The 1,916-nt window shown below is 41.0% G+C and carries 3 protein-coding genes; all 3 read right to left on the minus strand.

Annotated elements, in window-relative coordinates:
- Nucleotides 1–322, minus strand: a 322-nt coding sequence (locus R8O70_RS24790) for a helix-turn-helix transcriptional regulator (protein WP_318184411.1), incomplete at its 3' end; no start/stop codon positions are given.
- 671 nt (nucleotides 323–993) lie between these two features.
- A complete protein-coding gene (locus tag R8O70_RS24795; protein ID WP_169608343.1) occupies nucleotides 994–1,191 on the minus strand; it encodes a hypothetical protein in 198 nt (65 codons plus the stop codon).
- A gap of 74 nt (nucleotides 1,192–1,265) precedes the next feature.
- Entirely contained in the window at nucleotides 1,266–1,742 is a 477-nt protein-coding gene (locus R8O70_RS24800) for a helix-turn-helix domain-containing protein (RefSeq protein WP_169616120.1), read from the minus strand.
- Between the last annotated feature and the right edge of the window lie 174 nt (nucleotides 1,743–1,916).

The raw sequence follows: 1,916 nt of genomic DNA on the forward strand, positions 1-1,916 counted from the left end.
TGGATCTTTTTGATGAGTCAGGGACAGGACCAAATCTATCCCTCTTTTCGTCGTCAGAATGCACAGGAGGGGAAATAAGAAGATCTACAGAGCAAGATTCTAATACCTCACTTTTTTGCACAGGAGGCGTTACAGGAGCTTCTAGGTGTAGTTCTAAATGCTGTAACCACAGAAGGGCAAATTCAGTCCTTTTATCGACTGGATATTTACCCGTTTCAAATCTACTTATCGAATCATTGGAGAGATCCAGCTTATCGCCTAATTCGGACTGACTAAGCTTTAAAACAGACTTTCGAATGCGCTTAAACTCGGACGGATGCATAAGTTACCTTATTTCGACATTTTGTCGAATTGTACATCACAGATTCGACATTTTGCGGAAAAACAAGGTACTTTCACCCCGTATTACTATACGGGGATGACGCTGCACCTCCTATTTCCTCCTCCTCAGTCATCGTCGTCGTCAGTCGTCGTTTGCAGCTAACAACCAGATAGATATGTAAAAAGACGTATTTATACATATTTGTGAAGCTGACGCGCGGATTTGAATTAGGTAACAAAAATCAAGAATGTTTCCGCTTGTCGGCTCAATTGAGAAACAAAAAAAGGGAGCACAAGGCTCCCAAATTTTTATTTCCCAACAGAGCTATTTATAAGACCTGATCTAACAGAAAAAGAGCGTGGCGAAGTTGCCCCTCAGAGTAGGTAGCTCCATCAGGTGTAACAATATGACCAGACTTAAATGCCCACTTAGAAAACCCCGTAACATCAGGAAGATAGCGCCCAGACTCAAGAGCCCAAAGCCTACGAATGGTAGGGGGGATTTCCTCACCGTCATCCCATCGATGGATTTGATCCAAATCGACACAAGCTATTTCAGCAGCTCGACCCTCACTTAATGCTAAGTGTTGAAATCTAAAGATAAAGTTAGGATGTATTCGACTACTCCTAGAAATTGGAGCAAAGAATTTAACAGCGTTCTCCCAATCAGTACTACGCATAACATTCCTCCAAAGCTTGAATAGCCTTTTCGGAGATGGACTGATATACGGCGTAACTTTGAAAGTTGTACCAAGATTCAAAAGTGGCGAGAAATAAAACGCGGTCGACTGGATTTAAATCAGTTGATGCAATTAATTGCGACAGACGGTTGTAAAACACGTCCTTTTCAATAGGATGTGAGTTAGTCATGATTAGCCCCTTGTAAGCTAGTTATGATTAGCCATGCATTCAGATTGCACTCTGAATGCATGGCGTTTATGAATTTAAATTGTTTGCTGTCTAGACTTCCAATAATCAGCAGCACAAGACCACTTAGTCCCATCTTGAGCTATGTATCCCTCTATTGGGACTATTTTAGATTGTGTAGTTAACCCCAAGCGCTCAAGATTCAAATAGTATGTATTAGCTAAACTTTTCGATTTATCCCCTGGCTCGTAAGTTAACCAACCAGACTCAGAGAGCTTCTTGATTGTGTTTGCAATAGATTGTCGAGATAACCCCGTCTCATCCATTAGAGCGCTGTAGCTAGGGAAACAAACTCCATCGCCATCAACAAATCTAAATAGCCCCAAGAGAAGCAGGCGCTGTGTTGATGGTAGATTTTCACGTTTCATTGCGTCAAAAAGTGGATGCATAATATCGAATTGGCTCCGCTTAAGTTTGTGTGTCATAATTTTCCTTATAGAAACTAAGAAAAACGCCAAGGGTTGCCGCCCATTTTGGCGTTTTTTTTTATCCACAGAAAATCATAACACCTAGTCAATATATAGACAACCCTAGTGTATGAGATACACCACCCTAGTCAACGTCATATACTAACCCTAGTAAACTAGGTTGACTCCAACAAACCATAGAACAAACCATAGAACAAATAGCGCTATCGCTTTTTCTTTTTCTTTTTTCGATTAGACCTA

The organism is Vibrio sp. 779(2023) (genome assembly GCF_033344285.1).
GTDB lineage: Bacteria > Pseudomonadota > Gammaproteobacteria > Enterobacterales > Vibrionaceae > Vibrio > Vibrio alginolyticus.

Bases quoted from the DNA above. Each gene is read 5' to 3' on its own strand.
- R8O70_RS24795 (WP_169608343.1), bottom strand. From the start codon at position 1,191: ATGACTAACTCACATCCTATTGAAAAGGACGTGTTTTACAACCGTCTG.